The following is a 23,541-nucleotide window of genomic DNA, read 5'->3' on the forward strand; positions in this document are numbered from 1 at the left end:
GGGCAGCCCATGCGACATGTGCTTTCCGTTCTCGTGGAGAACGAACCGGGCGTGCTGTCCCGGGTGGCGGGGCTGTTTAGCGGACGCGGTTTCAACATTGAGTCGCTGAACGTGGCCCCCACGCTGGAAGAGGGCGTTTCGCTCATGACCATCAGCACCAGTGGCGAGGAACAGATCATCGAGCAGATCGTCAAGCAGTTGCGCAAGCTGGTGACGGTGATCAAGGTTGTGGACTTCATCGATGTTTCCGCCGTCGAGCGCGAGATGATGATGGTCAAGGTGCAGGCCGACGACGCCCGCCGGGCCGAGGTGCTGCGCATCGCCGACATCTTTCGCTGCAAGGTGGTGGACGTGAGCCTGAATGACCTGACCCTGGAAGCCACCGGCGACCACGGGAAGATCCAGGCCATCCTGAGCCTGCTGGCCCGCTTCGGCATCAAGGAAATCGCCCGCACCGGCACCGTGGCCATGCGGCGGTCTATGCAGCCGGAATCAATGTAGCGCCTGTTGATGCCGGATTACGGCACCTGTAATGCGGTCCCGCGTCAGACTTCACGCGCGGCGGCGGGCGAACAGCGCCTTTCGCCGCGCGTCCTGCACGATGGGGTGAACCTGCGGCTGATTGAACAAATATTCAGTCCGCCGTGTTTCGGCACCCCCCAAGGGGTAGCCTTCCGCCGCCGAATCCGGTATCGCAATCCATTGCGGCAGCGCTTTCGCTGCTTACGGTGGCAAACCCGCAAGGGTGCCGGGGCCACTCCTGGTACCGGGCGGGGTCTTCATACACCGCAACCGTCATTCGAGGACGCCGCACCCGTGTGCGGCAGGGAGTAGATGATGAAGGTCTATTACGAACAGGATGCGACACTGGAGGTCCTGAAGGACAAGACCGTGGCCATCATCGGCTACGGCAGTCAGGGCCACGCGCACGCTCAGAACCTGCGCGACTCCGGGATCAACGTCGTTGTCGGGCAGCGTCCCGGCGGGGCCAACTACGAACTCGCCAAGGAACACGGCTTTGCGCCGCTACCCGTGGCCGAGGCCGCAGCCAAGGCCGACCTCATCATGATCTTACTCCCCGACCAGGTACAGGCCGCGATCTACGAAGCGGAAATCAAGCCGAACCTGAAGCCGGGCGACGCACTGCTGTTCGCCCACGGGTTCAACATCCACTTCGGCCAGATCGAGCCCCCGAAGGACGTCGACGTCTTCATGATCGCCCCCAAGGGCCCGGGCCATCTCGTTCGCCGCACCTACACCGAGGGGGGCGGCGTCCCCTGCCTCGTCGCCATCCACCAAGATGCGACCGGCAAGGCCATGGAGAAGGCTCTGGCGTATGCCAAGGGCGTTGGTGGTGCGCGTTCCGGCGTCATCGAAACCACCTTCAAGGAAGAAACCGAGACCGACCTGTTCGGTGAACAGGCGGTGCTGTGCGGCGGTCTTTCGTCGCTCATCAAGGCCGGTTTCGAAACCCTGGTCGAAGCGGGCTACCAGCCCGAAATCGCCTACTTCGAGTGCCTGCATGAAGTGAAGCTCATCGTCGACCTCATTTACGAGGGCGGCCTTGCCAAGATGCGCCACTCCATCAGCGACACCGCAGAATACGGCGACTACGTCACCGGCCGTCGCATCGTGAACGAGGAAACGAAGAAGGAAATGAAGAAGGTGCTCCAGGAAATCCAGGAAGGCACCTTCGCCCGCAACTTCATCCTCGAGGCCAAGGCCGGGTACCCCGGTTTCAAGGCCACCCGCCGCATTGAGGCCGACCACCAGATCGAGAAGGTGGGCGGCAAGCTGCGCGGCATGATGCCCTGGCTGCACAAGAAGTAGCCGCCAGCCTCATTGCCTTGCCTGTCAGACAGGGGCCGCACCGAAAGGGGCGGCCCCTTTTGCGTGCGCGGCGCGCCACGTTTTGCTCTTCCTTAAATAACAGGGCGTTGCGCAATGATTCGTAACCCCCTGTTCTTTGCGGTCTGTCTTGTTGCACTACAGTTTCATGAATGTGGAGCGAGGCCAGGCAGTAGGTCCCCAGATGCCCATCAAACTGCCCCTGTCTTGACAGGCTGTTTATGTGTATATACACATTTCCCGACGCGGTGGAACAAGAGCCAACCTGATGAGGAGGCGTGGCGTGGTTGAAGACTTCCGGATTTCATCCATTGGGCACCAATGTCTATGTAACGGTCTGCGGCGCGCGGCCAGGGCCGTGACCCGGCTGTATGACAGCCATCTGGCCCCTAGCGGGCTGCGAGCAACGCAGTTCAGTATTCTCGCGGCGTTGGAAACGACAGGCCCCATCATTCTTGGGAAACTCGCGGAACGTCTTGTCACCGAGCGCACCACCCTTACGCGGAATCTTTCCCTTCTGGAGGCGCGCGGGCTGGTTCAAGCAGCGGCTGGCAAGGACCAGCGCCAGCGGTATGTCTCCATCACGCCGGAGGGGCGCGAGGCCCTGAATGCTGCGCTGCCTTACTGGGAGCAGGCCCAGGCCTTCCTGCGCAGCCGCTTGGGTGAAGGCAGGCTGGATGCCTTGCTCGGAGATTTTTCGGAAGTGGTTGATGCGGCAGAAGTCCCGCCCCCTTCAGGGAAGTGTCCTTCATAAGGAGCCATTCATGCCCTCGTCCTCTTGTTTGAATGCAGCGGAGTTGAGGCAATTGTGTCTGGATGCTGGAGCCGGGGATGTCGGTTTCGTGGAACTGGGCCGAAAGGCGCTGGACGCGGAACGAACCGATATTCTGGCGGCGTACCCGCGTGCACGCACGCTCGTTGCGCTGGCCTTTCCCCTGAACCCGGAAAACATCCGCAGTCCGGCCAGACACATGTCTTCGGCGGAAGTCCACAATGCTTCGGATGAATGTGTCACCACCTCGCGGGGCATCCTGCGTGCCCTGAACGCACAGGGTGTGCGAGGCGTGGCCGTTCCGGCGGACTTCCCGATGGACATGGGCCGCTTTCCCGGCAAGATATGGACGGTGAGCCACAAGATCGTGGCCGTGGAGGCGGGCCTGGGGCACATGGGCGTAAACCGGCTGGTGCTGCACCCGCGCTTTGGCAGCTTCATCCGGCTTACGTCGCTGGTCATCGACGCCGAGGTGGACAGTTACGGCACCCCGCTTGAAAATTCGCCGTGCATCCATTGCGGCCTGTGTGCGGCGGTATGTCCCGTGGGGGCGGTCAAGAACAAGGGGGCCTTCGATCCCATGGCCTGCATGACCCACGCGTATCGCGACAACGTTCTCGGCTTCATGGACCTGCTCGATGCGGCGATGACCTCTCCGGGAATCGAGGCCTTTCGTCAGCGCTTCCTCGACCGGGAGACTGCGTCCATGTGGCAGTCGCTGATGTACAAGATGAACTACCGCTGCGGCTACTGCATGGCCGTGTGCCCCGCAGGCCGCCCCGGCGGGGCAGAGTTTATCTCTGGTCGCAAGGCCTATGTGGACGAAGTGGTGAAGCCGCTGCTCAAACGCCAGGAAGAGGTCTATGTCATCCCCGGCTCCCCGGCAGAGAAACGGGCGACAGGCAACAGCAGCAAGCTGGTGCGCCGCGTGGTACCTCTGGTGGAGCGGCGGCAAGGCTAGGCGAGAAGCCATCCGGATTCTGTGGTGCGACCTCAGGCGTGGCTGGTTGGCTATATCTGGCCACATACATTCGAGGTAGGGGACTCGGCATGCACCAAGCATTTGATCACCCCCGCATCGGCGTCGCGAAACCGAAGAACCCTCTTTTCGCGCCGCCCCCAGCGACGGGGTGGCGGGCGAACGGCGCTGACGGATGCCTCATGTGCCGACTCGGGTGAGCGATGACGTGAAAAGTTGCGAGCAGACGTTGCCCCGGCGACGTTCCGGTAGTATTCTAGCGGTAACGTCGTTTCTCCCCCCTGCGGATGCACCCGCCGGGAACACGGCGATACCTGAAATCACAGGAGAGACACCATGAGCACCATATTCACCGTCGCCGTCATCGTGGGCAGCCTGCGCAAGGATTCGCTGAACCGCAAGATGGCCAGGGCCCTTGTGGAACTGGCCCCGCCCGCGTTGCGTTTCGAATTCGTGGAAGTGGGCGGCCTGCCGCTGTACAATCAGGACCTGGACGACGAAGGCACCCCGCCCGTCGTGTGGACCGATTTCCGCAAGGCCATCCAGAGCGTGGACGCCGTGCTGTTCCTGACCCCGGAATACAACCGCTCCATGCCCGCCACCATCAAGAACGCACTGGACGTGGGCTCGCGCCCGTACGGCAGCAGCGTGTGGAACGGCAAGCCCGCGGCCATCGTCAGCGTGTCGCCGGGGAACATCGGCGGCTTTGGCGCCAACCATCACCTGCGCCAGTCGCTGGTGTTCCTGAACATGCCCCCGTTGCAGCAGCCGGAGGCGTACATCGGCGGGGCGGACAAGCTGTTCGGCCCCGACGGCGTCCTGACCGACGCATCCATGCGCGAGTTCGGCGCCAAGTTCATGAATGCCTTTGCCGGCTGGGTTGCCACCAACGTGAAGAGATAGTGTGGCGCAGCCGCCATGCGCGGGGCAGCCTGACGTTGCCCACCGCGACAGCCTGACCTGACACAACACGGCCCGCGTCCCTTTGGGGGGCGCGGGCCGTCATGCGTCGTGCGGGTGATGTTCGCCAGCGTGCAACCGTTGCTGTTGCAGCCGGGTGGTGGCGTGGGACCGAAGGCGGAGCGGGGAATGGCGACGGAGCAGCCGGGGCGGCAGCGCGGTCTTGCTCAGGCCCCTTCGGCTATCAGCCGGGCGTACAGGTCTTCGTGCTCCGGGTATTTCAACCCGGCCCCGGTGACAATGACGCTGGGGCGCAACTGGTCGGAACGTGCATCGGTAATGGGCACGATCTCCCAGCGTCCGTCCTCGCGGCCGACGACCAGTTCCTGTTGCTGCCGGTGGGCAAGCTTGATGGCGAGGATGACGGTTTCCTTGAAGGTCATGATGGCTCCGTGGGCGTACCTGCGTGCGTGATGCGCGAAGATGCCCGCGCACCCGGTACCGCGTCAAGTGCGGCAGGTGTGGAAAACAGGGGGAATCCGGTTGTTCCCGCCGCGTTGCTGCGTTCCCGCCGCTTTGCCGTCGCGCTGTGCGCAGCAGGGCGCCAGCGCATCGACACCACGGCGGCAAATGAAAACGGCCCTCCGAAGAGGGCCGTTGCGTGTGCGTATGATTTGGATTCCGGAAGGTTACGAGCCGCAGCTGCCAGCGCTGCCGCAGCCGCCGCAACTGCTGCTGCCGCCGCCGAGCGGCTTGCCGGATTCCACCGAGAATCCCATGTAGCTGATGTCGATGCGGATGGATTCCGCCATGGTCAGAAGTTCGGTGTTCACGCAGAAGGTGAAGCCGCCTTCCTCGAAGACTTTGTCGGTATCGTTAGGCTCATCCAGAGCCAGGGCCAGTCGGGGACCGCTTCAGCCGCCGGGGGCAAGGTAGACCCGGATGGGGTTCTTCTGCTTGTCCGCAAAGTAGGCATCAAGCTCTTTGCGGGCGTTTTCGGTGAGTTCGAACATGTGTCCTCCACTGTTGGATGTACGGAGAGCAACAAGTACGTACCCAAGGGTGGTTTGTCAATGCATCGACCGCACTGCCATAGCGGTTGTCTATGGGTTGCGGGGCGGCAACGCAAAGGACGACGTGGAGGGGACACGACAAAAGAGAGGGTGCGCAGTGTGCAACCCTCTGAATTTGCTATCATAGGCGGGTGGGGTGTGCCGAGAGGCACGGGATTGCCGGATGCCGTGAGCGGACCGGCCTCAGGAAGCTGCGGACGTGCGCGCGCTGAGGGGGCGTTCGGAAACCACCTCGAACCCGGCGTTGCGCGCCCGGATGCGCACGGCGCCCACCTGCTGGGCCAGCCGCTGGCTGATGCAGAAGGTGAAGCCGTCCACCTGCACGACATGGTCGCGCCCGGTGGGTTGGTCGGGGCCCAGCACGAGGTGCGGTCCCCGGCTGCCGCGCGGCGAAACGTAGATGCGGATAGGGCTTTGGGGGTTTTCCGAAAAGTACTCTTCCAGAATGCCCCGCGCGTCGTGTTCAAGGGTGATCATGTCCGTTTCCTTGCGGCCTGTGGCGACGTTCGGCCAAACCCTACCGCAGAACTGGTGAAAAGGCCAACCGAATGACCGCGCAATGACCGTGCGGCGTCAATCGTGAGGCGTAGCGGCGGCCATCCGCAGTCCGTTCCCACCAGGCCGGAGACGGTTTGCCAAGCGGCCGGAAACCGGTTACCAACGAAGATAGCTACGAATTCCCACCGGACGGGTGAACCCGATGGAACAGACCATTCTGCTGACCGAAGAGGAAATGCGCCGGGCGCTGGAACGTCTGGCCTATCAGGTGCTGGAACGCCACGGTGACTGCGCGGGACTTGTGCTCGTGGGCATCCAGCGGCGCGGGGCCGACATCGCGGCCCGCCTGGGGCGCATCATTGCCGAGCGCCTTGGCTGCGCGCTGCCCTCGGGCGCGCTGGACATCAACCTGTACCGTGACGACTGGACAACCCTGTCCACCAAGCCCGCCATCGGTCCGTCGGACATTCCCGTGGACCTGGACGGGCGCGACGTGCTGCTGGTGGACGATGTGCTGTTCACCGGGCGCACCATCCGCGCCGCGCTGGAGGCGCTGCTGGACTATGGCAGGCCCCGCCGCGTGGAACTGCTGGTGCTGGTGGACCGTGGGCACCGCGAACTGCCCATTCACGCCGACTTCGTGGGCCGCACCGTGAACACGGGCCGCAACGAGCAGGTGGACGTGCTGCTGCGCGAGCGCGACGGGCGGGACGAGGTATTGTTGTCCGTTCGCTAGGGCGCTGAATTTTTGCGATTTCTCGCCATCATTGCATGGTGCGTGAAAAACGGGGCGATGCCGTGATGCGGCGTCGCCCCGTTATCATTTGTGCGGAAAAAGTGCGTGATGTGCTAGTCGTTTCCGGGCTTGTCTATCTGATCGGGCTGGCTGGCCTGCCCCGGCTTCTTGCGGCGCAGGGCGTTTTCGCGAATGCGCTGGGCCGCGCGGTAGATGCGCCGGAACCGTTCGCGCCGTGCCGCCGTGAACTCGCCAAGCCGTCCGTGCAGCGGAAAGGCCAGCCGTCGCACCAGAAACACCGCCAGCACCACGGCAATGCCGCCAAAGGCACGCAGCAGGCGGGCGGCATCGTTGTCCGCCGCAAAGGTCCACCACAGGTCGTGGGTGTAGGGCAAGTGCCCGTGCACGAACAGCCCCACCACCAGGGTACAGCCCACCACCAGCAGCACGGCAACCAGCCAGCGCACGGTAAAACGTTCGCGCAGCAGCGAGGTGCGGCGGAAGAAGCGCCGACGTGTCGCGCACAGGGCGGCCAGCACCAGCGCCAGCAGGATGGCCTCCTGCCAGTCCAGCCCCTTCAGCACGCTGCATCCGATGCCCAGCACCACCAGCGCCGTCACCAGCCGCCATGCCGAGGCAAGGCGGCGTTGCAGCCCGCGCGAAAGCAGCAGCAGTCCCACGCCCGCCACTCCGCTCAGGAAGTGGGCCGCCTCCATGGCCGCCAGCGGCACGGTGGCCGTCAGCACGGCGCGGCTGTCGACCGCCACGGGGATGGCGCTGGAAAAGAGCAGGATCAGCCCGGCCGCAAAGGCGAGATAGGCCATCAGGGTATGGGCCAGCGCGTCGTTCCAGCGGCCTGCCTCGTCCAGTATCCGCTCCGCCTCGTGGCGGCGCAGGTGCAGTTCGTGGCCGCCCAGCAGCACGGCGGCAAACAGCAGCGGCAGCAGGTAGTAGATGAACCGGAAGCAGATCAGCGCGGCAATGACCGTCTGCGGCGAATGGGTGTGCGACAGGCTGAGGATGACCAGTTCGAACACGCCCGCGCCGCCGGGCACGTGGCTGAGCACCACGGCCACGATGGCCATCAGGTACACGGAAAGAAACTGGATGAAGTCCAGCCCGAGGTCGGCGGGCATCAGCACGTACAGGCAGGCCGCCGCCACCACCAGGTCCAGCCCGGCCACCAGGGTCTGCATGATGGCCAGCCGGAAGGGCGGCAGCGCGAATTCCTTGCCCATGACGCGGATAGGGTGCTTCGCCACCAGCGTCAGGATATGGTAGCCGACGGTCAGCGCCAGCAGCACCACGCCCAGCAGGCGCACGTCGCGCATGGGTATGTCGAGCGATTCGGGCACCGGCAGCGGCTGGATGATGAACACGGCCCCGGCAACGCCCAGCGCACCCACCCAGAAGGTGATGGCCAGCATGATCACCAGGCGCACCACATCCACCACCGAAAAGCCCCAGGCTGAATAGAACCGGTAGCGCACCGAACTGCCGCCCAGCAGCGCCCCGAAGTTGTAGCTGGTCACGCAGCCCACGAACGAGACAAGGGCGGTGCGGGCCAGGGACAGCGGCTTGTTGATGGCGCGCAGGGCCAGTGCGTCGTACCCCACCAGCACCAGATAGTTGAACACCATCAGCACCATGGAGAGCGCGATGCTGCTCATGGGCATCTGGCGCATGCTTTCGCGGATTTCGTCGATGTGGTATTTGCTGACTTCGTTGTACAGCAGCCACACGGCTCCACAGAAAACGGCGAACACCGCAACCTTGCCCAGCGAGCGCAGGTGCTTCTTCCACGGTGGGGAATGTTTGGGGGCGGCGGATACGACGTCTGTGTGCTTCATGCGGAGATGGTGCCGTCAGGGATGAAAGTGTTTACGTGTGCCGCGTTGCCACACCTGTCGGCGCGGCGGAACGCAGCCTACACTGGAGACTCGGTTACGGCAAGGCGGTGAAGCATGAATTCCCGCGCGGGGCATGTCGTTGCCGCCGGGATCGCGTGCCGTGGATGCGGTTTTGCGCACGGCACGTGCGACCGGTCATGCGGGGCTGGCGGCGGGGACGGGTTTTGCATGCGCTTCGGGCGTTGTCGGGCTCTCCCTGCGGGGTCGTGCCGCGCCGCAACCGCCATGCCGCATGGCGCGCGGCACGGCGGGTGGGGCGGGTGGCGTTGCGGCTGGTCCCTGTTCCCCCTGTTTCAGTTGCGGGCGATGTTTCTTGTGTTTCACGGCTGCGGGAAACGTTATTCGCGCTGCCTATCCATGGGCGGTGAATGAATATTTTCTCCTGTCGCATGGGTGTGTTGTGCCATGAAGTCCGTTTCGTAGCATTTCTGTCACTTGAACACGTTTCAGCCGTGCAGTAGAAGAGCGTGCCGCAGGGGGACTGTGCCCCGGCTGTATGGCGCTTTGCATTGTGCGGGGCGCCCGTTTGGCGTGTCCGCAGCCGTAGTGCGGGCAGGCGCGTGTCGCATTCGGCAAGGGGTTGTCCGGGGCGTCGCGCCGGTACCTTTTCATGCCGCATCATGCCGCATCATGCCGCCGCAGTGTGCCGGTGCGCGATGCAGGGCGGGGGGCCCTTGACGGCGCGGGGATGGTGACACGCATCACCACCCGGCCTGCCGCGCGGGCCGAAGGAAGGATATGGACGCAGTGAGTCCGGGGCAGGAGATGTACCGCTGGATGGCGGACCTCTTTCCCCTTTGCAGGAGCCTTACCGGTGACGGGGTGCGCAGGACGTTGGGCTACCTTGGCGATTTGCTGCCGGGCCTGCGCCTGCATGAGGTGCCTAGCGGCACGCAGTGTTTCGACTGGACCGTGCCGGACGAGTGGAACATCCGCGATGCCTGGGTGGCCGACATGCAGGGCAACCGGCTGATCGACTTCAAGGTCAGCAACCTGCACGTGGTGGGCTATTCCGAGCCGGTGGACACCGTGGTGACCCGCGAGGAACTGGACGCCCGGCTCTACTCGCTGCCCGACCAGCCGGACGCCATACCCTACGTCACCTCGTACTACAAGCGCACGTGGGGCTTCTGCATCGCGCATGACAAGCGCGAGGCGCTTGGCCCCGGCCCGTTCCGGGTGGTGATAGATTCCACCCTGGCCCCCGGCCACATGACCTGCGCCGACCTGTTCCTGCCTGGCCGTTCGGAAAAGACGGTGGTGCTGTCCACCTACGTCTGCCACCCTTCCATGGCCAACAACGAGCTTTCCGGCCCGGTGCTGCAAACGGCCATGGCCCGCCACCTGATGCAGCGCGACCACGAACTGTCGTACCTGCTGGTGTTCGTGCCGGAAACCATCGGCACCATCTGGTACCTCAGCCAGCATCTGGCCGAGATGCAGCGCAACGTGGTGGCCGGTTTCGTGCTGAGTTGCACCGGCGATGACCGGGGGTGGTCGTACCTGCCCTCGCGCAACGGCAACACCTTGGCCGACCGCACCCTGCTGCACGTGCTGGGCGCCTACCACCCCGATTTCAAGCGCTACACCTTTCTGGACCGGGCCAGCGACGAGCGCCAGTACAACAGCCCCGGCGTGGACCTGCCCATCATCCCCTTTGCGCGCAGCCTGTACCGGCACTATCCGGAGTACCACACCTCGCTGGACGACCTTTCCGTGGTGTCTCCGGCGGGGCTGGACAACTCGTTCACCACGCTGGCGCGCTGCCTGGAGATCATCGAGAACAACCGCACCTGGCGCGCCACCTGCCTGTGCGAACCGCAGTTGGGCAAGCGCGGCCTGTACCCCACCACATCCATGAAGAACGGGTACTGCAACAAGGTGAACATCATCATCGACTACCTGGCTTACGCCGACGGCACGCTGGACCTGGTGCAGATTGCCGACCGCATCGGCGTGCCCGCCGACGAGTGCATCCCCGTGGTGCGCGAACTGGTGGCGGCGGGCGTGCTGGCCCCGGTGGAGTAGAAGGGGCGTTGTGCGGGGTAAAGTACGACTGGGGACGGCGGAGTAGGGCGCAGGCAGGAAGGCAAGTGCCGGGTATCTGTATGCGGCGGCGATTGCGATGCTCCCTCGCGCGCAACCCTCAAGCGCGCCCGTAACAGCCATTGATTGCCATGAACAAGGCCCCCGGTGTGATGTCGGGGGCCTTGTGCGTGTTGCGGGGAGAATTCGGGCGATCAGTCCAGTTCTTCGTCTTCCATGTCTTCGCCAAAGCCGTGGTAGTCGGCAAGGCGGCGCGCCTTTTTCAGGGCTTCCGCGCATTCCTTGGCGATGGCCTGAATGCCCTTGGCGGAAACGGCATCGGGCTTGGGGGCTTCGGCCTGTTGTGCGCCGTCATCCTGAGCCGCGCCATCAGCTTGACCCGCGCCAGCGGTGCTCATGGCGTTGGCGCGCATGGCGTCGGTGAAAATCCAGACACGGTTGGTGAGGTAGCGGCTGTCGCCTGCCGTCCATGCGGCGCTGCCGCTCTTGCACGCGGCGGGAATGATGCCGCGCGTGCCCGGCCTGTCCGTGAAGCACTGGACGTACAGGCTGTAGTCCGCCTCTCGCCGCACCTCCACGAAGGCGCACAGGGCGTGCTCGTCCTCTTTGTCCATGCCCTTGGAGGTGGTGGGAATGGCCCCTTCTTCAAGAAGGTCGTGCGGTGCGATGTGGAAGACGTTCATGCTGGCTCCGGCTGGTATTTCTGGTGGAGAAGGACGCAAGTGTCCTCGCTCCCACTGGCTGGCATCATAACGAAAGAAGGGGCCGGACTGTGTCCAACCCCTTGAAATATGGCGGAGAGGGTGGGATTCGAACCCACGTACCGGCTACTAACCGATAACTCGATTTCGAGTCGAGCGCGTTACGGCCACTTCGCTACCTCTCCGCGTTGCCAACCGGGGCTTGCCCGTGGCGGAGTGACCTTTTAGGAAATTTCGGAAAGGAAAGCAAGCCCCCAGTGGGAGGGGAATGGGTGCGTGCTGCTTCGGCGGTAGGGATAGTTCTTGAGGCTTCGCACCTGCCTCGTTATGATATCATTTGGATTCAAACAGCATGTGCATTCACTCTTTATAATTGTGGGACCCCGCGCGGTTAGCGGGTAAAAATTGGCATTTAGCCGGATCGTTGCTCAACGACTAACAAAATGGGGCGCAGATGAGTCTAACAACCAACTTGTCGGGAAGATTAAGGAATACAACTCTTCCCAGAACACATGCTTTATTGCCTCTCTTTGAAGCGGTTGTAAATTCTATACACGCGTGTGAAGACTTGCCTGGAAAGGGTATTACGGGTGGGTCGATATGTGTTCATATTATGCGTGAGATTAAGTCTGAAGAGCAAACAAACTTGCTCGGCGATGACGGTGCAAAAAAAACTGGCCCGGAAGCTTTGCCAGAAATAGTGTGCTTCAAAATTGATGATAACGGGGTAGGGTTTAATGATGCAAATATGATGTCTTTCAAAGAGCTTGATAGCGACTACAAAGAAAAGAAAGGGTGCCGAGGTATTGGGCGTCTGCTTTGGCTAAAAGCGTTTAAAGATGTCAGCGTGAAGAGTAGTTACTTTTCTGAGGATGGAAAAATGTTTCAGCGTGTTTTTACGTTTGACAAGCAGTATGGCGTGAAGCCGGGTGCGCCCGAAGGAAAGATTGCGTCGAATATAAGAGAGCCTCAGACTGTAGTCACATTGTCTGGATTTATTCCTGGATACCGGAAGTATGCTCCGAAAACTATTAATAAAATAGCACATAGCATGCTTGAACATTGTCTCTGGTACTTTATCCGTGAAGGGGGTAGGCCAAGGATTAGCCTCGTTGATGGGGACAATACAGTTTTCTTGGATGATCTGTTTGACGGGTTTACTTTGGGGAATATCGAACATGAGTCGATAAATATCAAAGGGTACGAATTTGAACTTACATATATCAAAGCAAGAAATCCCAGTCTGAGCTGTCATGAAATATGTTATTGTGCTGCTGATAGATTGGTTAAGAAGGAGAATATTACAAATAAAATTCCTGGGTTGTATCGGAGAATGTCAGACGGTTCTGGGCAGTTTGCATATCTCTGCTTTGTTGTTTCATCCTTCTTAAACGAACGGGTTCGCTCTGAAAGGACAGGATTTGACATTGAAGAAAGTAGGGACGTTAGCGGGGAGGAGACTGCTAATCAATTTGGACTTTTTGGTGATAAGGTTGATGATGAAATAGTTTTTGAAGATATTAATGATGCAGTATTGGGGAAGATTGCTGCAAGACTAGGTTCAGTTCTTGATAAAAATAAAGAAGGTGGGCGCAAACGGGTGGAGACTTTTGTTTCGACTGTTGCCCCCAAATATAAGCCAATACTACGTCATTATAATGAGATAACTGTTGATCCAGACACATCTGACAAGGAACTTGATATTATTCTTTACAAAAAGCTGTCGGAGCTTGAAGTGAGTATGATATCCAAAGGGCATGATTTATCAAACCCTCAGGGGGATGAGTCTTTTGAAAAGTACAAAGAGAGGTTGGGGCAATATCTAGCAATGGCAAGTGATATAAAAAAGTCGGACCTGGCAAATTATGTATCGCATAGAAAAGTAGTGTTAGATTTTTTTGAAGGAGTTATTAAACGGCACAGGGATGGAAAATATTCCCAAGAGAATATTATTCACCAGTTGATTATGCCTATGCAGGTAGAATCAGGTGACATCCGATTTGATGACGCAAACCTTTGGCTTGTAGATGAACGACTTGCTTTTCATAATTTTCTTGCTTCAGATAAAACCCTGTCCTCGATGCCAATAACGGGGGCTTCGGAGGCTCTTGAGCCAGATATAGCATGCGTTAATATCTACGATAATCCATTTTTGGTTAATGAAGGGCAGAAGTTACCGCTGGCCAGCATAACCGTCATAGAAATTAAGCGCCCTATGCGTAATGATTTCTCGGAGGGAGAGAAAGATAATCCGATTGAGCAAGCACTGCTGTATGTTCAAAAAATTCGCAAAGGACAGGTTAAAACGTCAGACGGTAGACCTGTTCCTCAGTCGGAATCTATTCCTGCATTTTGTTATATTCTTGCTGACCTAACTCCTAAGATGATAGAAAGAGCAGCTTTGATGGCGTTAAAGCCCACAAGCGATTATATGGGGTACTTTGGTTACAATGATAACTATAAAGCCTACATTGAGGTTGTAGGCTTTGATAGATTGATTTTAGCAGCGAAAGAGCGCAATAGAGCTTTTTTTGACAAGCTTGGACTTCCCTCTAATTAAACTAATGGGGTTTCGTTTGTCCGGTATTTTCGGCAGCGAGAGGCAATGGTAGGTTGTCAGTCTGCGCGCCGCCCCTACCTCCGTTCCCGGAAAAACTCCTGCAACAGCGCCCCGCACTCTGCCGCACGCACGTGGCCCATGTGCCACACCCGGTGGTTATGGAAGGGCTGGTCCAGCGCGTCCAGGCAGGATGTGACGGCCCCGGCCTTCAGGTCGGGCGCGCCGTACACCACGCCCGCCACGCGGGCATGCACCATGGCCCCGGCGCACATCAGGCAGGGTTCCAGCGTCACCACCAGCACGGCGCCGTCCAGCCGGTAGTTGCCGGTGTTGCGGCAGGCCTCGCGCAGGGCCACCATTTCCGCGTGGGCGGACGGGTCGTGCGTGGTCACTGGGGTGTTGTGCCCCGTGCCGATGATGCGCCCCTGCCGGTCCACCACCACCGCGCCCACGGGCACCTCGCCTTGGCCTGCGGCTATGCGGGCCTGCGCAAGCGCGGCATCCATCAGCGCATCCCACGTCCAGCCGGGCGGGGCGGGGGGTACGGGGCCAGCCGGTCCGCGCAGGGCGTAGGGCGGCAGGATGAAGGCGTCGTCGGTCACTGTGCTGCTCCGAAAAATATCCGGCCCGGTTGCCGTCTGGTGGCCGGGCCGGTTTCTGTTGCGCCCTTGGCGCGCCAAAGGCCCGCAAGCCCCGTCTACCGCGCCTGTGGAGTGTCGTCACGAGCAAGCCTCTTGCTCTCTGGCAAAAGACCGCTCGTGACGGCACCGCCTAAATGATCACATGCTTCTTGATATACGCCACCACCTGCTCGGGGGTGTCCAGCACGGTGAAGAGTTCCATTTCCTCTTCACGGATGAAGTTGTACGGCACCATCTTGTCGCGAATCCAGTCCAGCAGGCCGTTCCAGTAGTCGCTTTTGTACAGCACGATGGGGAAGGGCTTGATGCGGTGGGTCTGCGTCAGCACAAAGGCCTCGGTCAGTTCGTCAAGCGTGCCCACGCCGCCGGGCATGACCACGTAGGCCATGGCGTACTTGATGAACATCAGCTTGCGTACGAAGAAGTAGCGAAAGTCGCAACGCGTCTTCACGAACTGGTTGGCGCCCTGTTCCATGGGCAGGTGGATGTGCAGCCCCACGGATGTGCCGCCCGCGTCGGCTGCGCCCTTGTTGCCCGCTTCCATAAGACCGGGGCCGCCGCCGGTGATCACGCCGTATCCGGCCTCCACCAGCTTGCGGGCAATGGTTTCCGTTTCCGTGTACAGGGGATTGTCCGGCTTCACCCGCGCAGAACCGAAAATGGACACGCAGCGGTCCAGGTCGCTCAGGGTTTCAAAGCCGTCCACCAGTTCGGCCATTATCTTGAAGAGCCGCCACGACTCCTTTATGGACAGGTTGTCAATCACGTACTGCTTGGAAGAACCCATTGCGCACTCCTTGAGTTTTGCGCACTATACGGATTCCGCGCAGCCCGTGCAACGCCCGGAAAGCGTTCTTGGGGTTGGCGCGCAGGGGCATTGGCCCAGGCAGGCGGATTTTCCTGTCTGCCCCGATGGGCCGGTTTGCCCGGTTTGCTGGGTCTGCCCGGTCTGCTCAGTCTGCTTGGTTTGGCGGGACTTGCCGAATTGGCGGGTGCTTGCCCGGCGCGGCACCGCTCGGTTTCGCGGGTCCGACATATCCGGCAGGTCCGACATATCCGGCAGGCTCGGCAGGCCCGGCGCAGTCCGCGTGTCCGGGCGCATCCGGACACATCCGGATGCCCCCGGACGCAGCCTGACGTCTCCCGGCGTCTCCGGCGCTTCCGGCACCACCGCATCGTACGCCATTCGCGCCCTTCACCACTCACCGGAACCAGAGGAACGGCATGAACATACAGTTTCTGGGAGCCGCGCAGACCGTCACCGGCTCGTGCTACATGCTGGAAGCCAACGGCACCCGCTTCGCCGTCGATTGCGGCATGCATCAGGGCAATTCCGAAATCGAAAAGCGCAACGTCAATACAGACATTTACCGCCCCGGCGACATCGCCTTCTTTCTCGTCACCCACGCCCACATCGACCACACCGGCCTTCTGCCGCGCATGACGCGCGAAGGGTTCAAGGGCAACATCTATTGCACCCCGCCCACGCGCGACCTGATGGACATCATGTTGCAGGATTCCGCGCACATCCAGGAAATGGAAGCAGAGTGGGAAACCCGCAAGCAAAGCCGCTTCGGCAAGCGCAAGCCGGTGGAACCCCTGTACACCATGGCCGACGCCCAGAGCGCCGTGCGCAGGCTGCGCCCCGTGGAATACAACGCCCCGTTCGAACCCGCGCCGGGCATTCGCGTTACCTACAAGGACGCCGGGCACATCCTGGGCTCCGCGTTCCTTGAAATAGAGGTGACGGAAAACGGCACCCCCACGCGGCTGGTGTTTTCCGGCGACCTCGGGCGGCCCAACCAGCTCATCGTCAACGACCCCGACCATCCCGCCCGGCCCGACTACCTGTTCATGGAATCCACCTACGGCGACCGAGACCACAAGGATTCCGAGAACAGCCGCGCCGAACTGGCGGAAGCCATCGCCTACAGCCACGCCCACGGCGAAAAGGTGATCATTCCCGCCTTTGCGGTGGAACGCACCCAGCAAGTGCTGTACACCCTGCACATGCTGTGGAAGGACGGCAAACTGCCCGCCGACATGCCGGTGTACATCGACAGCCCGTTGGCCATCCGCGCCACGGAAATCTTTCGCAAGCACCCGCGTTTCTATGATGACGACCTGAAGGCCGCATACGCGCGCGGCGATGACCCGCTGTCCCTGCCCAACCTGCGCTACACCCTGAGCAGTCAGGAATCGCAGGCGCTCAACGGCATGAAGGGTTCGGCGGTGATCATTTCCGCCAGCGGCATGTGCAACGCGGGCCGCATCAAGCATCATCTGCGCCACAACCTGTGGCGGCAGGGGGCGTCCATCGTGTTCGTGGGGTATCAGGGCGTGGGCACGCCGGGCCGCAAGATCGTGGACGGCGCCCAGACCATCCGCCTGTTCAACGAAGACGTGGCAGTGAATGCCAAGGTGTTCACCATTGGCGGCTTTTCGGCCCATGCCGGGCAAAGCCACCTGCTCGACTGGGTGGGGGCCTTCCAGCACAAGGACATGGAAGTGTTTCTGGTGCACGGCGAAGAAAAGGCCCAGACCACCCTTTCGGAAAAGCTGCACGAACGCTACGGTCTTACCGTGCACATTCCCACCTACATGGAAGAGGTAACGCTGAAGCCGGGCCGCACCATGCTGACCGCGCCCGACGAAAGCCGCGCCCACCCGCGCGTGGACTGGGAATTTCTGCTGGGCGACACCGAGGCCAAGGTGGCCATGCTGCGCCAGCGCCTGGCCGGGGTGGAAACGCGCCCATGGGTGGAACAGGTGGACATACGCGACCGGGTGGCCGATCTGAACAAGGAAATATTGAGCCTGTTGTCGCAGGTGTAGATTCAAAATTGTCTTTTTGCCCGTTGGCATCGTCAAACTTCGCCTGCCATTTCGGTCGAATACGATAAGAGTATGCTCTCTCATGGCAGGCTCGTTTTCCTTGCCAACGGGCAAAAATCCTAATTTTGAAACAGCACCTCAGCCTAAGTTTACAATGTTTCAGGAGAGATATGCGCATCATCGCAGGTGAATACGGCGGCCGCGTGCTGAAGACGGCCGAAGGGCCGGGCTACCGGCCCGCCATGAGCAGGGTGCGTGAAGCGCTCTTTTCCATGCTGGAATCGCGCGGGGTGGTCTGGCCCGGCCTGCGCGTGCTGGACCTGTTCGCGGGCAGCGGCAGCCTGGCCTTCGAGGCGCTGAGCCGTGGCGCGGCGGAAGCGTGGTTTGTCGAAACGGCCCCCAAGGCGGCGGAGCTCATCCGCAAGAACGCCCAGACGCTGGGCATCGCCCAGCAACGTTGGCAGGTGTTGCAGGAAGACTGCAACAAGCTGCTGGCGCGCCGGGCGCGCACCACTTTCGACGTGGTGTTCATAGACCCGCCCTACGGTGCGGGCCAGCTGTCGCCCACGCTGCGCAACGCGGTACGCAACGGCTGGCTGGCCGATGGCGGCATCGTGGCCGTAGAGGTAGAGGCGCGCCTGCCGCTGGACCCGGAACAGGAAAACGCGGCGCTGGAACCCATCGTGGACAGGACCTACGGACAGACAAGGATCGTGCTATGGACCACGCGCGAGAACGGGTAGGGCGCCTTGCCATCTACCCCGGCACCTTCGATCCGCTGACCAACGGGCACGTCAGCCTCATCCGCCGGGGCTGCCAGATTTTCGACAACGTGGTGGTGGCCGTGGCCGCCGACACGCCGAAAACGCCGCTGTTCTCTCTGGACGAGCGGGTGCGCATGGCGGAGGAAGTGTTTGCCGGGCATCCCTCCATTACCGTCGAGCCGTTCACCGGCCTGCTGGTGGACTACGTGGAGCGGCGCGGGGCCAACATTATCCTGCGCGGGCTGCGCGCGGTGTCCGACTTCGAGTACGAATTCCAGCTGGCCCTGATGAACCGCAAGCTCAAGCGGCACATCCAGACCGTGTTCCTGATGACGGACTACCAGTGGCTGTACATCAGCTCCACCATCATCAAGGCGGCGGCCAGCCTGGGCGGCGACATCAAGGGGCTGGTGCCGGAAAACATCTACCGCAAGCTGCGCGAGAAGTACGGCTATCCCTACCCGCTGGGCGACGACATCGACCTCGGCCTGGGGGGAACGGGCGGGCCGGGCGGGCCGGGGGGCCAGGCCGGGGGCGGCTCCGCCGGGTCGGCCTTTGGCGCGGGCCTCGGCAACGGGGGCTTTCTGCCGCGCGGCATGGGCGCGGGCCTGTGCGCCGAAGGCGACGACGCGCTGCGCAACGGCGGCCTTGGCCCCGACGACGAGGGCTATGGCGGGGGGACGCCGCCCATGGCACCCACGTTTTAACGTGTTCAAGCAAACGGTCCTTTTGTCCGCTGGCGACCGACCCGAAGGGCGCGTAGCGTGGCCGTTGGGCGAGCCTGCGAGCCCTACGGACATCGAGCGCAGAGCGGTCAAACTTCGGCTGCCATGTCGGTCGAATACGATAAGAGTACGCGTTGCGGTCCTAACCTGTAGGACTCGCAGACTCGTCCAACAGTTGAGGCACTCCCTCATGGCAGCCTTGTTTTCCTTGCCAGCGAACAAAAATCCTCGTTTGCTTATAAAACGGGGGGCGGCATTGTGATGTCCCTCTCCGGTAATCTTGCAAATTCATTGACCAGTGCCGCCCCCATCCGCGTGGTCTGTCTGGTCGGCCCCACGGGGGCGGGCAAGACGGCGGCGGCGCTGCACCTGGCCCGCACGTTCGGGGCCGGGGTGGTCAATGCCGATTCGCGGCAGGTCTACCGCGACTTTCCCGTCATCACCGCGCAGCCCTCGCCAGAGGAGCGCGCGGTGTGTCCGCACCTGCTGTACGGCTTTCTGCCCAGCACGGAAAAGATCAGCGCGGGCGTGTGGACCGACAGGGCCACGGCGGCCATAGAGGAACTTTGTCGGGACGAACTGCGCCGAGGCAAGTCGGGCCACGGCGGGCTGCTGCCCCTGCTGGTGGGCGGCACCGGCCTGTACCTGAAGACCCTGCTGGACGGCATTGCCGACATCCCCCGCGTGGACCCGGCCATCGGCGCGCGGCTGGAGCGCGAATGCGACGCGCTGGGCGCCCCCGCGCTGCACGCCCGGTTGGCGGCCATCGACCCGGACTGCGCAGCGCGCATCCACCCCAACGACAGGCAGCGCACCGTGCGCGCGCTGGAGGTGCACGAGGGCACCGGGCGCACCCTGTCGTGGTGGCATGCCCGGCCCGTGCCGCCGCCGCGCTACGCGGCGCTGCGCATCGGCATGGACATGAGCCTCGACGAACTGACGCCCCGGCTGGACCACCGCATCGACCTGATGCTGGCAGCGGGCGCGCTGGACGAGGCCCGCGCGGCCCGCGCCGTGTGCGACGACCCCGCCGCGCCGGGCTGGTCGGGCATCGGCTGCGCCGAACTGTACCGCCATCTTGCGGGCGAACTGCCCTGGGCCGAGGCCCGGCTGTTGTGGCTGCGCAATACCCGCGCCTACGCCAAGCGGCAGCTGACGTGGTTTCGTGCCGACAAGCGCATCCACTGGATCCGGCCCGACGACCTTGACGCCATGACCACGCTGGTCGCCGCCTTCCTGCGCGGCGAGGCCGCGGAGTAGGGCACGCGCCGCCGGCTTCCCGGCCGCATCCCCTTCCCCTTGCCTTCGCGTGCCGCGCTGGCCTGCCCGCCGCAGGCGCGGCGTTTCCAAAAAACCAGCCGCGTCAGTTGTCACATACTCACCCGTGGTGTAGCATGCGCCAAACCTTCAGGGAGGCGTTCATGAACGCACTGGATACGGTGAATTCGGGCCGCAGGCCGTGGAGCCCCTATGTGGGCGGCGCGCTGAGCGGTCTTCTGGTGGTGGCGTCGGTGTGGGTGACGGGCAAGTACTTTGGCGCGTCCACCACCTTTGTCCGCTCGGTGGGCTTCGTTGAGCGGGTATTTTCGCCGGAACACGTGGCCGCGCTGGACTACTTCGTCAAGGAAGCGCCCAAGGTGGACTGGCAGTGGATGTTCGTGGCCGGTGTGTTCGTGGGCGCCCTGCTGGCGTCGCTGGCCTCTGGCACCTTCCGCTGGCAGGCGGTGCCGCCGGGCTGGGCGGAACGGTTCGGCCCGTCGCGGTTGCGGCGCGGCGTGGCGGCCTTTTGCGGCGGCGTGCTGGCCATGTTCGGCGCGCGTCTGGCAGACGGCTGCCCCAGCGGGCACGGCCTGAGCGGGTCGTTGCAGCTTGCGGCCAGCGGGTTCGTGGCGCTGGCCTGCTTCTTCGCGGGCGGGCTGGTGACGGCGTACATCCTGTACCGGGGGAGGTAGCCATGGACCTTACCTACGGACTCGTCACGGGCATTCTGTTCGGCATTTTCCTGCAACGCTCCGAAGTGCTGCGCTACGACAAGCAACTGGGCGCGCTGCGCCTGCGCGACATGACCATCGTCAAGTTCATGCTTTCCACCGTGGTTGTGGGCATGGTGGGTGTGTATCTGCTGGTGGACCTGGAACTGGCGAAGCTGTCGGTGAAGCCGCTGGTGCTGGGGGGGAATATCTTCGGCGGGTTGGCCTTCGGCCTTGGCTGGGGGCTGCTGGGCTACTGCCCCGGCACCTCGCTGGGCGCGCTGGGCGAAGGCCGCTGGGATGCCCTGTGGGGCATTCTGGGCAGCCTGTGCGGCGCGGCCCTGTATGCGGAAGCCTACCCGACCATGAAGGCCACCGTGTTGACCTGGGGCAATTACGGCAAGGTCACCCTGCCGCAGTTGCTGGGGGTGAGCCATTGGGTGCTCATCGTGCCGCTGGTGGCGGGCGCGTTGCTGCTGTTCCGGTGGTTCGAGCGCAAGGGGCTGTAATTCCGGATGGTAAAAACGTTGGGCCGCCGCTCCCGTTCTGGGGGCGGCGGCCCAACGGCGTTGATGGCCTGGGCAGGCCCACCATATCTGCCCCCTGTGGTCGGGGTACCCCATGCCCGCAGTCATGCGGATTACCGTTAAAACTGGTCGCGGGGCTTGCCCGCCAGCCCGTCACCCCCTATGCTGGGGTACAACGCGGTGTCGGATTTCCGACTGCGGCGCGCGGTACGGACCATTTTGGGCGCGTCGTCGGCATGTCGGCGGGGGCTGCCGTGCCGGACTGGCGCGAAATGCATTGCCCTTGGCGCGGAATTTGCTTTTTGCCGGGGTATGGTCCAGCCACGGAATTTGGAACGCGGGGCGTCCGGTGCGAACACGGGCACGGATGCGGGCGCGCATGCGGCGTGCGGATCGGACGTCATTGGCAACGGAGGATGGTGGGTGAAGCGCAAACGCACGGCATTCGGCGGCCTGGTGGCCGCAGCTGCACTGGCGGTGGGTGTGCTCGGCCTTGTGGCCGGGTTCGTGCCCGACGCGGGCAGCCCGTTCGTGCGTGCTCCGCTGAGTGACAGGGTATTGCGCGCGAAACCGGCCGTCGAACGCCCGGTGGCGGAGGGCGAGCAATGGCGCATGCGTGCCGCCGTGAACCGCGCCGACGATACGTTTGCCGTGGCCGATGACGGGGCGTTTGCCGTAGCCTCCGGCGTTGCGCCTGCCGACATGTCGGTGGTCCTGCCTGCCTCGGTGCATGCGGCGGTGGCCGCCTCGCTTGCGGGTGGTGGCCTGCCTGGCGTGCCCGGTGCACCCGGTGTGTCCGGTCCCTTGGTCGGCACGGCGGAAGAATTCTCCCCCTCCCATGCCGTGCCCTCGGTCAGCTTTGCCGGGGGCGGCGTGTCCGTGTCCACCGTGGATGGTCACCGTCCCGTGGATGCCATGGCAGACGCCTCGCCCATGATCCTGCTGGGGCTCGACCCCTTGCGCATCGACGGCGGTCGCGCGGGTGAGCCCACCGTGGTGGCCGAACCCGTCTTCTACGGCGAGGCCCTGGATCAGGCCGGGCGCCCGTTGCGCTGGACGCGCGGCGAGACGGTGCGCCTGCTGGCCAGGGAGTGCGCCGCCACCCGCCGTTCGACCGTGGCGGGGGTGCGGCGACCGGTGTACGGCGGTGCCACGCGCGAGGTGCTGGCGGCAACCACGCCCGAGCAGATGCTGCTGCGTGCCCGCCAGTACCGCGACATGGTGGACCGCTACGCCCGGCGCTACAACCTTTCCCCCCGCCTGGTGCTGGCCATCATGCATGCCGAAAGCGGCTTCAATCCCAAGGCGGTCAGCCCGGCGCAGGCCCTGGGGCTGATGCAGATCGTGCCGGAAACCGCCGGGGGCGAAGTGCACGCCTACCTGCACGGCACGCCCGGCCAGCCGCCGCGCGACGCCCTGTTCGACCCCGGCACCAACATCCGCTACGGCACGGTATACCTGCACCTGTTGTCCAACCGGCACTTTTTCGACATCGCAAATCCGGCCACCCGCGAGCTGTGCGTCATTGCCGCCTACAACGGCGGCCCCAACGCCCTGCTGCGCGTGTTCGACGCCGACAGGGACAAGGCCGTGGCCCTGATCAACGCCATGACCACCCAGCAGGTGTACGACAAGCTGGTGCGCCACATGCCCGCCGACGAATCGCGCAAGTACGTGGACAAGGTGCTTGCCTCGCTGGAGAACTTTTCGGCCGTCCGCTAGATCGCACATGGTCCGGCAGGCTGTATGGTGCGGCGTGCGCCCGTCCGCCCTGGCTGCCCTCTGCCAGCCCGTGTGGTCCCCCATGCTGGCGCCCGATGCTGCCGCCGCCTTGCCGTCTCATGTTGCCTTCGCCAGTCGTTGCCGGTTGCGCCATCGTCTTCATTTCGTGTCGAAATTTCCCGTCTCCCCATTCCTGTCGCGGCATGATCCGGACCCGTCTCGCAGCGTTGTGTTGCGAACCGAAAGGGCGTAAGGGGGGATGGTCGCGCCGTCCGGCGCACCGCCATGCCCAGCGGGCACGGCATTCCAGTCCGTGGTCGCCCCCGCGCGGGGC

General features: G+C 62.9%; 21 protein-coding genes, 1 tRNA gene and 1 pseudogene. 15 read left to right on the forward strand and 8 right to left on the reverse strand.

Annotated elements, in window-relative coordinates:
- The first annotated feature begins 9 nt into the window (after window positions 1–9).
- The 5 genes from ilvN to ABWO17_RS04290 all read left to right on the forward strand — a co-directional run bounded on the left by ilvN (window position 10) and on the right by ABWO17_RS04290 (window position 4,502).
- A complete protein-coding gene (gene ilvN, locus ABWO17_RS04270) occupies window positions 10–501 on the forward strand; it encodes an acetolactate synthase small subunit (RefSeq protein ID WP_353116346.1) in 492 nt (163 codons plus the stop codon).
- Between the two features lie 336 nt (window positions 502–837).
- Window positions 838–1,830, forward strand: a complete 993-nt coding sequence (ilvC, locus tag ABWO17_RS04275) for a ketol-acid reductoisomerase (protein ID WP_167125813.1) — start codon at window positions 838–840, stop codon at window positions 1,828–1,830.
- 301 nt (window positions 1,831–2,131) lie between these two features.
- Window positions 2,132–2,602: a MarR family winged helix-turn-helix transcriptional regulator gene (locus tag ABWO17_RS04280; protein WP_353116347.1), complete on the forward strand. Its 471-nt coding sequence runs from the start codon at window positions 2,132–2,134 to the stop codon at window positions 2,600–2,602.
- Window positions 2,603–2,690: 88 nt separating this feature from the next.
- Complete coding sequence (locus ABWO17_RS04285) at window positions 2,691–3,581, forward strand: 4Fe-4S binding protein (protein WP_353116348.1); 891 nt, start codon at window positions 2,691–2,693, stop codon at window positions 3,579–3,581.
- Window positions 3,582–3,935: 354 nt separating this feature from the next.
- Window positions 3,936–4,502: an NADPH-dependent FMN reductase gene (locus ABWO17_RS04290; protein WP_353116349.1), complete on the forward strand. Its 567-nt coding sequence runs from the start codon at window positions 3,936–3,938 to the stop codon at window positions 4,500–4,502.
- 224 nt (window positions 4,503–4,726) lie between these two features.
- Here ABWO17_RS04290 and ABWO17_RS04295 read toward each other — a convergent pair whose 3' ends face one another.
- The 3 genes from ABWO17_RS04295 to ABWO17_RS04305 form a co-directional block, all read right to left on the reverse strand.
- Window positions 4,727–4,942, reverse strand: a complete 216-nt coding sequence (locus ABWO17_RS04295) for a hypothetical protein (protein WP_353116350.1) — start codon at window positions 4,940–4,942, stop codon at window positions 4,727–4,729.
- A gap of 246 nt (window positions 4,943–5,188) precedes the next feature.
- The gene (locus ABWO17_RS04300; protein WP_353116351.1) at window positions 5,189–5,512 is read right to left on the reverse strand and encodes an IscA/HesB family protein; all 324 of its coding nucleotides are present in this window, start codon (window positions 5,510–5,512) and stop codon (window positions 5,189–5,191) included.
- A gap of 243 nt (window positions 5,513–5,755) precedes the next feature.
- Entirely contained in the window at window positions 5,756–6,049 is a 294-nt protein-coding gene (locus tag ABWO17_RS04305; protein WP_353116352.1) for an adhesin, read from the reverse strand.
- 223 nt (window positions 6,050–6,272) lie between these two features.
- Here ABWO17_RS04305 and pyrR point away from each other — a divergent pair, with 223 nt between their 5' ends.
- Window positions 6,273–6,806, forward strand: a complete 534-nt coding sequence (gene pyrR / locus ABWO17_RS04310; protein ID WP_353116353.1) for a bifunctional pyr operon transcriptional regulator/uracil phosphoribosyltransferase PyrR — start codon at window positions 6,273–6,275, stop codon at window positions 6,804–6,806.
- A gap of 113 nt (window positions 6,807–6,919) precedes the next feature.
- On the opposite strand, the gene ABWO17_RS04315 is transcribed toward pyrR, so the two are convergent.
- Window positions 6,920–8,656 (reverse strand): putative bifunctional lysylphosphatidylglycerol flippase/synthetase, encoded by a 1,737-nt coding sequence (locus ABWO17_RS04315; RefSeq protein ID WP_353116354.1) that lies wholly within the window; start codon window positions 8,654–8,656, stop codon window positions 6,920–6,922.
- A 798-nt stretch (window positions 8,657–9,454) separates the two neighbouring features.
- Here ABWO17_RS04315 and ABWO17_RS04320 point away from each other — a divergent pair.
- Entirely contained in the window at window positions 9,455–10,744 is a 1,290-nt protein-coding gene (locus tag ABWO17_RS04320) for a DUF4910 domain-containing protein (protein ID WP_353116355.1), read from the forward strand.
- 212 nt (window positions 10,745–10,956) lie between these two features.
- Here the strand turns inward: ABWO17_RS04320 and ABWO17_RS04325 are convergent, their stop codons facing one another.
- On the reverse strand, window positions 10,957–11,445 hold the full coding sequence (locus ABWO17_RS04325; RefSeq protein WP_353116356.1) for a hypothetical protein: 489 nt from the start codon (window positions 11,443–11,445) through the stop codon (window positions 10,957–10,959).
- 109 nt (window positions 11,446–11,554) lie between these two features.
- A tRNA-Ser gene (locus tag ABWO17_RS04330) sits at window positions 11,555–11,648 on the reverse strand.
- A 269-nt stretch (window positions 11,649–11,917) separates the two neighbouring features.
- Here ABWO17_RS04330 and ABWO17_RS04335 point away from each other — a divergent pair.
- The gene (locus tag ABWO17_RS04335) at window positions 11,918–14,023 is read left to right on the forward strand and encodes an ATP-binding protein (RefSeq protein WP_353116357.1); all 2,106 of its coding nucleotides are present in this window, start codon (window positions 11,918–11,920) and stop codon (window positions 14,021–14,023) included.
- Window positions 14,024–14,097: 74 nt separating this feature from the next.
- Here ABWO17_RS04335 and tadA read toward each other — a convergent pair whose 3' ends face one another.
- Together tadA and ABWO17_RS04345 are read right to left on the reverse strand one after the other, a co-directional pair.
- Complete coding sequence (tadA, locus tag ABWO17_RS04340) at window positions 14,098–14,529, reverse strand: tRNA adenosine(34) deaminase TadA (RefSeq protein ID WP_353116642.1); 432 nt, start codon at window positions 14,527–14,529, stop codon at window positions 14,098–14,100.
- A 265-nt stretch (window positions 14,530–14,794) separates the two neighbouring features.
- Window positions 14,795–15,451 carry an LOG family protein gene (locus ABWO17_RS04345; RefSeq protein ID WP_353116358.1) on the reverse strand — a complete coding sequence of 219 codons (657 nt, stop codon included), beginning with the start codon at window positions 15,449–15,451 and terminating at the stop codon, window positions 14,795–14,797.
- Between the two features lie 437 nt (window positions 15,452–15,888).
- On the opposite strand from ABWO17_RS04345, the gene ABWO17_RS04350 reads away from it, so the two are divergent.
- The 7 genes and pseudogenes from ABWO17_RS04350 to ABWO17_RS04380 all read left to right on the forward strand — a co-directional run bounded on the left by ABWO17_RS04350 (window position 15,889) and on the right by ABWO17_RS04380 (window position 23,207).
- On the forward strand, window positions 15,889–17,499 hold the full coding sequence (locus ABWO17_RS04350) for an MBL fold metallo-hydrolase RNA specificity domain-containing protein (protein ID WP_353116359.1): 1,611 nt from the start codon (window positions 15,889–15,891) through the stop codon (window positions 17,497–17,499).
- A gap of 170 nt (window positions 17,500–17,669) precedes the next feature.
- Window positions 17,670–18,242, forward strand: coding sequence for a 16S rRNA (guanine(966)-N(2))-methyltransferase RsmD (rsmD, locus tag ABWO17_RS04355; RefSeq protein WP_353116360.1), 573 nt, complete (start codon window positions 17,670–17,672; stop codon window positions 18,240–18,242).
- Window positions 18,218–18,748 (forward strand): annotated as a pseudogene (gene coaD, locus ABWO17_RS04360) (pantetheine-phosphate adenylyltransferase); the annotation flags it as partial. The gene rsmD and the pseudogene coaD, both read left to right, overlap by 25 nt.
- Before the next feature lie 501 nt (window positions 18,749–19,249).
- Window positions 19,250–20,248 (forward strand): tRNA (adenosine(37)-N6)-dimethylallyltransferase MiaA, encoded by a 999-nt coding sequence (gene miaA, locus ABWO17_RS04365; protein WP_353116361.1) that lies wholly within the window; start codon window positions 19,250–19,252, stop codon window positions 20,246–20,248.
- 161 nt (window positions 20,249–20,409) lie between these two features.
- Window positions 20,410–20,940: a YeeE/YedE thiosulfate transporter family protein gene (locus ABWO17_RS04370; RefSeq protein WP_353116362.1), complete on the forward strand. Its 531-nt coding sequence runs from the start codon at window positions 20,410–20,412 to the stop codon at window positions 20,938–20,940.
- A 2-nt stretch (window positions 20,941–20,942) separates the two neighbouring features.
- Window positions 20,943–21,467 (forward strand): DUF6691 family protein, encoded by a 525-nt coding sequence (locus tag ABWO17_RS04375; RefSeq protein WP_353116363.1) that lies wholly within the window; start codon window positions 20,943–20,945, stop codon window positions 21,465–21,467.
- Window positions 21,468–21,908: 441 nt separating this feature from the next.
- Window positions 21,909–23,207 carry a transglycosylase SLT domain-containing protein gene (locus ABWO17_RS04380; RefSeq protein WP_353116364.1) on the forward strand — a complete coding sequence of 433 codons (1,299 nt, stop codon included), beginning with the start codon at window positions 21,909–21,911 and terminating at the stop codon, window positions 23,205–23,207.
- Window positions 23,208–23,541: the final 334 nt, after the last annotated feature.

It is taken from the genome of Nitratidesulfovibrio sp. (assembly GCF_040373385.1).
Lineage (GTDB): Bacteria > Desulfobacterota > Desulfovibrionia > Desulfovibrionales > Desulfovibrionaceae > Cupidesulfovibrio.